At 62.6% G+C, this 6,535-nt stretch carries 10 protein-coding genes; 1 reads left to right on the forward strand and 9 read right to left on the reverse strand.

The annotated features are described in order from the left end of the window. The first annotated feature begins 295 nt into the window (after nt 1–295). Nucleotides 296–730 (forward strand): hypothetical protein, encoded by a 435-nt coding sequence (locus LN996_RS07415; RefSeq protein ID WP_231339780.1) that lies wholly within the window; start codon nt 296–298, stop codon nt 728–730. Here LN996_RS07415 and LN996_RS07420 read toward each other — a convergent pair. The 9 genes from LN996_RS07420 to LN996_RS07460 form a co-directional block, all read right to left on the reverse strand. Then, entirely contained in the window at nt 674–1,156 is a 483-nt protein-coding gene (locus LN996_RS07420) for a hypothetical protein (RefSeq protein WP_231339781.1), read from the reverse strand. The two genes, LN996_RS07415 and LN996_RS07420, sit on opposite strands and share 57 nt — an antisense overlap. A 7-nt stretch (nt 1,157–1,163) precedes the next feature. After that, a complete protein-coding gene (locus tag LN996_RS07425; RefSeq protein WP_231339782.1) occupies nt 1,164–1,424 on the reverse strand; it encodes a chemotaxis protein in 261 nt (86 codons plus the stop codon). Between the two features lie 40 nt (nt 1,425–1,464). Further along, on the reverse strand, nt 1,465–2,055 hold the full coding sequence (locus LN996_RS07430; RefSeq protein WP_231339783.1) for a thermonuclease family protein: 591 nt from the start codon (nt 2,053–2,055) through the stop codon (nt 1,465–1,467). Then, nucleotides 2,052–2,309 (reverse strand): hypothetical protein, encoded by a 258-nt coding sequence (locus LN996_RS07435; RefSeq protein WP_231339784.1) that lies wholly within the window; start codon nt 2,307–2,309, stop codon nt 2,052–2,054. Before LN996_RS07435 ends, LN996_RS07430 begins: the two co-directional genes overlap by 4 nt. After that, nucleotides 2,296–2,748, reverse strand: a complete 453-nt coding sequence (locus LN996_RS07440; protein WP_231339785.1) for a hypothetical protein — start codon at nt 2,746–2,748, stop codon at nt 2,296–2,298. Before LN996_RS07440 ends, LN996_RS07435 begins: the two co-directional genes overlap by 14 nt. A gap of 69 nt (nt 2,749–2,817) precedes the next feature. Further along, nucleotides 2,818–3,663, reverse strand: a complete 846-nt coding sequence (locus LN996_RS07445; protein ID WP_231339786.1) for a single-stranded DNA-binding protein — start codon at nt 3,661–3,663, stop codon at nt 2,818–2,820. Next, nucleotides 3,660–3,926 (reverse strand): glutaredoxin family protein, encoded by a 267-nt coding sequence (locus LN996_RS07450; RefSeq protein WP_231339787.1) that lies wholly within the window; start codon nt 3,924–3,926, stop codon nt 3,660–3,662. Before LN996_RS07450 ends, LN996_RS07445 begins: the two co-directional genes overlap by 4 nt. A gap of 462 nt (nt 3,927–4,388) precedes the next feature. Then, the gene (locus LN996_RS07455; RefSeq protein WP_231339788.1) at nt 4,389–4,661 is read right to left on the reverse strand and encodes a hypothetical protein; all 273 of its coding nucleotides are present in this window, start codon (nt 4,659–4,661) and stop codon (nt 4,389–4,391) included. 350 nt (nt 4,662–5,011) lie between these two features. After that, nucleotides 5,012–6,361 carry a ParB/RepB/Spo0J family partition protein gene (locus tag LN996_RS07460; RefSeq protein WP_231339789.1) on the reverse strand — a complete coding sequence of 450 codons (1,350 nt, stop codon included), beginning with the start codon at nt 6,359–6,361 and terminating at the stop codon, nt 5,012–5,014. Nucleotides 6,362–6,535 lie beyond the last annotated feature (174 nt).

The following is a 6,535-nucleotide window of genomic DNA, read 5'->3' on the forward strand; positions in this document are numbered from 1 at the left end:
GGGTTCAGTCCATCAGGATTGATGCGAGTATCCATATGAAAAGCGGCAGCTTTGATTGTTGATTCTCGCTGGCGGGGGTTATGCACAGCTCGACAAGCAACTCTGGTTCCATGCCTGACCAGGGCAAGTTGTGTCTAACCCCTGCCAGCGCCCGCAAACCGGCCGGAACGCCCCCGCCGGCCCTTCCGGATCGGACACGCGTGGGCTTGTAACCGTTAGGTTTCCAGGTGGCCCGCCGGCTTCTGCGAGAATGGGGACCGGAGACAGGAAACCGACCACACCAGAGGGGGCCGTGATGGCTGGAAAGACGCGCAACACGATGATCGTTCAGGCACGCCGGAAGACCGAGGAACTGGCTGCGAAACGGCGCGAACGTGAAGCGACGCTTCAGTCGCTGGCTACCGATTACCACGCTGCCACGATGATGGCTGAAGCGGGAGTTGAGGAAGCCGAACGGCAGGCAGCGGAACTGATCGCCACGGCGAAGAAGAACGCGGCTGCGGCCATGGATGATGCGAAGGTAACAGTGCGGAAGATGCTCGCCACCGGTGAGACCCGCCAGGGCATTGCAGAGCTCCTGGACGTCAGCGTTTCCTACGTCCGCAGCATCGACGTGGCCACACCGAAGAAGACCAAGACCGGCACCGATAATGAGCTGGCCGGAGCCCCGGAGTCAGAAGAGAGTGGGAGCGTCGGGGTCGTGTCCGGACATGAGGGGTCGGATCACTGATTCGTCCCATCCGCGCTCTTTGAGCGCATCACGGAGCTGCCGCGATTGAGCGGTGAAGTTTGCGCGGCCGACGCCACGCCATCGCCACGAATGGGCGTTGGCGTGGCGTCTCTTTTGTGACCGGTCAATCAGGTTCTCCGCTTGCGTGCCAGGGAACAGGTGGCTGTCCATTCCACCGGTGGCACGTACACAGAGTGGGATATCGCATGAATGCATCAGCTTGGTGTCGGGGTCCAGCTGCTCGCCGGTCAACAGCAGGTATGCGAAGCGTTGAGGCCGGACGGCCTGTTGACCTGTCGGCGTCTTGATCCAGTACCGCCCGTAGCCGTCGTCACCGACCGCACCGGTCCAGAGCCAGCAGTCATTCTCCCGCGGTCCTTTGATGACCTTGGACCAGAAGCGGGCCTCGTCAGGCGTCGTGGGCATGACCGGATTACCAGCGACGCCAGCGGCGTTCGAGTCGGTTCGCGGCGAAGAAGAAGGCGACCATGAACAGGGCCGGTGGTACTGCCTGGAGCAGGCTCTGGCCGAGCCAGGCCACCACGGCGGTGATCAGCGCGATGACTCCGGCGGCTTTGCAGAGGAAGATGAGGATGCCTTGGCCGGCGGCTACCGGGTGCGTGAGTGCGTAGATGATCCAGCCGCCCAGGGCGACGGCGGCGAACGCTGCGAAGAAGATCAGAACGACGGCCATGGTGTTCCCCTAAGGATTCGGTGTTGGGTGGTGGGTGGGTTCAGCAACTCCATCGGCCCGCTTTGCTGTTCTGGGCTTGGTCAGCGGCCGCGGTGAAGTCGCCGCTGTAGGCGAAGGGCTTGCCGTAGCCGGTAGCTTCGGCGTGGCCGTGTTCAAGGATGGCCCGGTTGGCCAGGGTGCCATCGGCGGTCCAGATGTAGGCAAGAATCCGGTCGTACTTGTCCCGCACACCTTGTCCGGGATCGGCGGAGAGGAACACTTGGTGTCCGTCCAGGAGTGAGTGCAGGTAGGTGGACGCTTCCGGTCCTCCGCATTCGACGGGTGCGTCTTCTTTGACGCTTTCCGGGGCGTTGATGCCAACGAGTCTGACGCGGGTGCTGGTGCCGTTGCAGCTGATCCGGATCGTGTCACCATCGACCACTTTCTCCACCGCGTAGGGGCCGCTGGCTGTGGCGTGGAGTGCCGTCGGCCGCGCCGCTGTGCCTGTCGCCTCGCACGGCACTTCCTGCAATGGTGCTTGGCTGCCGGCGGGAACAACGTGCGGTCCGCCCTGGGCGGTGCAACCGGCTAAGGCAAGAACGGCGAAGACACTTCCGAACATGAGCCGTACCTTGTGCTGGGTGGTGGTCATGGGTGGTCCTCTCTTGCTGCTGCTTCAGCGCGGGTGCGTCGCCCCGGGCGGAGTTCGCCGGCTTCGACTCCGGGCCATTTCCTGCCGTTGTTGTACTTGCGCTGCAGCCGTCGCAGTTCCCGGCGGGCAGCTGCTTCAACGAAGTCCGTAATGGACACATATCCCTCGAGCTGCCCGACGGCTTGAACCGCAGCACGGATCTGTTTCAGGTCCTCTTCAGTGAAGTAGGGCCCCTTCTTCTCAACGGAAGTCATCGTCACCGGGCCACGGGTACAGCGTCGTCGGCAGACCGGAGAACTTCGGGGTCCCATCCTCGGCCACGGTGATCCCGGGGTGATCATGGCTGCCTGTCGCGTGGGACACTGCCGCCAGGACCAGATCAATCACATGACGGTCCAAACCCGTCAGGACATCAGCGAGAACCACATGGACATTCCCCGCCAACGATGCCGTCAACAGCAAGAAGCGCCCCTCTCCCCCGGAATAGGCGCCGTTGTGGGCGGTTTCGGCCAGCACGTCGAAATCGATCCACGCCCCCTGGTCTGTCCCGTGACCGGTGGTCGCCGGCGTGTGGATCCAGGGGTTGCCCGGTTCGGCGAAACGCCCGTTGAACGCCCGCAGCAACAGCTCGGTCGCCGCTTCGGTCGTGTACGTTCCTTTCGCCCAACGGCGAAGATCCTCTGCATGGGTCATGTTCTGGTTCCTTGGATGTGGAGTTGAGGGTGGTGGGCCAGCTGGGTAGCCGACCCACCACCTGGGTGTTTAGAACGGGGGTTCGGAGTCGGGGCCGTTGCCCCAGGAACCGGCATTCGCGGACTGGTTCGCGGCCCATGGATCCTCCTGCCGGGCGGGCTGCCCGCTGCTGGGCTGGTTGCCGAAACCTCCCCCGTTCCCTGCGCCCTGGTTGCTGCGCTGGGTGCGGTTTACTTTCGCGTTTGCGTAACGCAGTGAGGGGCCGATCTCGTCTACTTCGAGTTCGATGACGGTGCGCTTTTCCCCTTCTTTGGTCTCATATGACCGGGACTTCAACCGTCCCGACACGATCACGCGGGTGCCCTTGGTCAGGGACTCAGCCACGTTCTCGGCCGCTTCCCGCCACACGGACGCGCGGAGGAACAGCGTCTCCCCGTCCTTCCACTCGTTGGACTGACGGTCGAAGGTCCTGGGCGTGGATGCGATCGTGAAATTCGCTACCGCGGATCCCGAAGGGGTGAACCGCAACTCTGGATCCGATGTCAGGTTTCCAATGACAGTGATGGTGGTTTCGCCGGCCATGATGGTTCCTTTTCCTCGTGCGCTGGTGGTGTTCTCGGTGCTGGTTTCGTTCTGAGGTTCGGTCCCACCCGGTGCATCGTGGGTGAGGTCGTTGGGTTGGTGCTGGTCTGCGGTGTGTTCGTCCCACAGGCCGCCTGCCCCGATGGGTGCCCTGCTGATCGCGGCAAGGTAGCGGTCGTCCTCGACGCTGGGAGGGATGCCGTAGTAGCCGGCGAAGGGTTCTTCCTTCGCGTCGGGGTAGACCCTGCCGCTGGGGGTGGTCTCCCGGAACAGGTCAACTTCCAACGGGATGCGCGGGGTGATCTTGAACCCGTCCACGGGGTGCGTTCTCACGCTGCCCTGTGGCTCATGGCGGCCTGGACGAGCTTGTCCCGGCGGAGGCCGGACCAGTGGTCCTGGTCATCGGAGTTGTTCACGATGACGGGGGCCTGGGAGTAGCCCAGCTCTTGGGTGATGTACTCCAAAGCGGCGGGCACTTCGGTGATGTCCACGGCCGTGTAGGTGATGCCTTTGGAATCGAAGTACTCCATGGTGCGGTCGCAGTTCGGGCAACCGGGCTTGGTGTAAACCGTGTAATCGGTGGTTGAAGTAGTCATTTTCAGTCCTGCGTTTCGTATCAGTTTGGTTAGGTTCGTCTGGCTGACTTGCTACTACTATTCTAGCTTTTATCCAATCGGATTTAAAGGCTTTCACCCTTATTTCTAGGGGTTTTTGACCTGTTTTTGGTAGTGATTTTCGGGTGATTTGGGTGTCTGGTGAGTTTGGGAAGATTGCGGGTAGTACCCCGTCGGTACTCCCCCGGCTTCTTTAGGAGCTGCCCTGGGCGGTGGGGTTTTGTGCCTGCGTCAGGTGATTTCGCGTGCCCCAGTGTGTGGTCCCGGCTGAAAGGACCTGTTCCCCTGCGGGTGGTGGGTCGGCGGCGGTTGTTTGGGCCCATGGGGAAGGTGCGCGGTGTTTGTGGGTTAAACAAAGCAGGACCGGCGCTGGCCGGTCCTGCTTCGTTCCTCTCGGCAAAAAGGAAATCTGTGGTTCAGTCTACAAGACTGAAGTCTTGCGTGTCAGCGCGTGGTTCCTGGGTGGGTTGCACGGTGCCGGCGCCGCAGAAGGTAGATGCCCAGGGCGAGGATTGCTCCGATTACGACGCCGAGGATCAGTCCGGTCATGCTGCGCATGCTGTTCAGCAGGATCAGGGGCAGGGATATGGCGGTGATGAAGCCGAAGTCGAACGGAAGGGTGTCGGATTCGATGTCCTCCATTCTGGAGTGGGCGATCATCCATCCGAAGCCCAGATAGACAGTGGCGACAACCAGGAAGATCAGCGCCCCCATCATCAGGTGATCAAGGATTGGGAGAGGCCAGGGAAGATCTCGGCGAGCGTGATCCCTGGGGGTGTCTGCGTGTTCACGGTGACTCCTGTCTGTGCTGCCATGGGATGAGCTTAGCGGTGGGCTCTGACAAAACTTTTTGGTGGTGAGTTGATGGAGTAGCCAGGTAGCCGACAAGGCGCGGCTTTTGGTGCCCGTGTGCCTGGTGGCGTTGAACGGCGGTCCGCCGCTGGTGATTGGCTGCTGTGGTTCGCCCTGGGCGGCGGACCGCCCGACGTTTGGGAGGCCCCCGGCCCTGTCGTGGTGAGTGGCCGCAGGGCCTTGCCGGGCGGTGGGGGTTCCGCCCGGCAAGGGGTCTAGGCGGCTGCGGGTTCGTCGTCCGCGCTTTCCGTGGTTTCCTCGGTTTCTTTCTTTGGGTCGGTGAGGATGATCTTTTCAACGTCGCTGGCTTCGTATCCCCATGCCGTGAGCTGAGTGAGGTAGTAGCGGGTGTCGCTTCCTCGTGTCCGCCAGCTCGTGCGATCGATGTTTGCCTCATAGGCGGTGATCATCATGGCGAAGGTGACCGTTTCGGGTTTGGTAGTGGGCTTGTCCACGTAGGCGGTGAACTCGCCATACCCTGTGCCGGTGCCCAGCAGTTCGGCCGTGAGTTCGGTCTTGTTCAAGGCCTTGGTCAGGATGTAGCTGGAATGGGCAATGGTGTGGGCGATGAACTTCTGGGCGTTCTTTGGCAGGGCCTTGCGTGCCAGCAGGGTTTTGACGAATTCCCTGCGTACCACCTCAGCCGAGTCCATGGCTTTGTTGTTTTCGATGACCTCCCGGCGTGCGGCCTTTTCCTCCTCGGTCATGCCTCCTGCCGGGGCTTTGCCGTCCTTCCGCAGTCCACGGGCCTTCCAGTCCGCGACGGCGAACCTCGTCATCAAGCCGCTGTATCCGATGCCGATGTATACCGCGTCGGCATCCGTCTCGCTGAGGCGTTCACCCTCGGCGGTGGTCAGTGCGGAGATCAGGGCGGCGGGTCCCTTGTAGTCGTAGTAGCTGGGGTCTTGTTCCAGCACGGTGAGGCCTTTAGCGGCAGCCTCGGCGCAGGCTTCGGCGAGCAGGGCGTTGTTCTTGCGCTCGTCCCGGAGCCGCTGCGCCCGGTGGGCGAAGTTGCCGGGGTTCTCAGTGGCGAGGCGTTCGAGCGTGGCCACTGCGTCGGCGTCGTCCGCGAATTCCTCGATCACGGCGGACTGTTCCAGCGTCAGGCCTTGGTCCAGTGCCTGGGCTGCGGTGGCGTTCGCTTTGACCTTCAGCGCAGTTTCCACCACGGCTTTCTTGGCTCCCATCTTCCGGGCGATAACGCTGGCGCTCACTCCCAGCAGCGCCATTTGGTGGAACGCTTCGGCGCGGTCGCCGTCGGTGAGTGCGCTGCGGTGGTCGTTCTCCACTACCTGCGTGGCGAGGCGTTCCGCTTCCTCGGGGGTGGCCCCGACGAGCACGGGAATGCTCGCCGCTCCTGCCTCTACGGCTCCAAGGGTGCGGCGCTGTCCCATCAGGACGTGCACGGTTCCGTCCTCGGTCCGGTGGGCGACGACGGGCACCAGCACGCCGTGTTCTTTGATGCTGGCCACGAACTCTTTGGTGAGTCCGGCTTCCTTGCGGACGTTGGTGTCCACGGTCAGGGTGGTGGGGTCAAGCATTTCCAGCGTGGGTGCTGCGTTCATGGTGTTGCTCCTTCTTTTGCCGAGAAAGGTGGTGGGTGGGGCGACCAATGGTGACCGGCCAGCTCCCCTCTCCCCCCGTTGTTTTTTGGCTGCTGGCGAAGCTTGCGGAGCTGTGGCCGACGGAGGCCTGTCTACCCTTGGGCAAGGTGTGGGAAATTCCCGGAGGAAATAAGC

Source organism: Arthrobacter sp. AK01 (assembly GCF_021109375.1).
Taxonomy (GTDB): domain Bacteria; phylum Actinomycetota; class Actinomycetes; order Actinomycetales; family Micrococcaceae; genus Arthrobacter.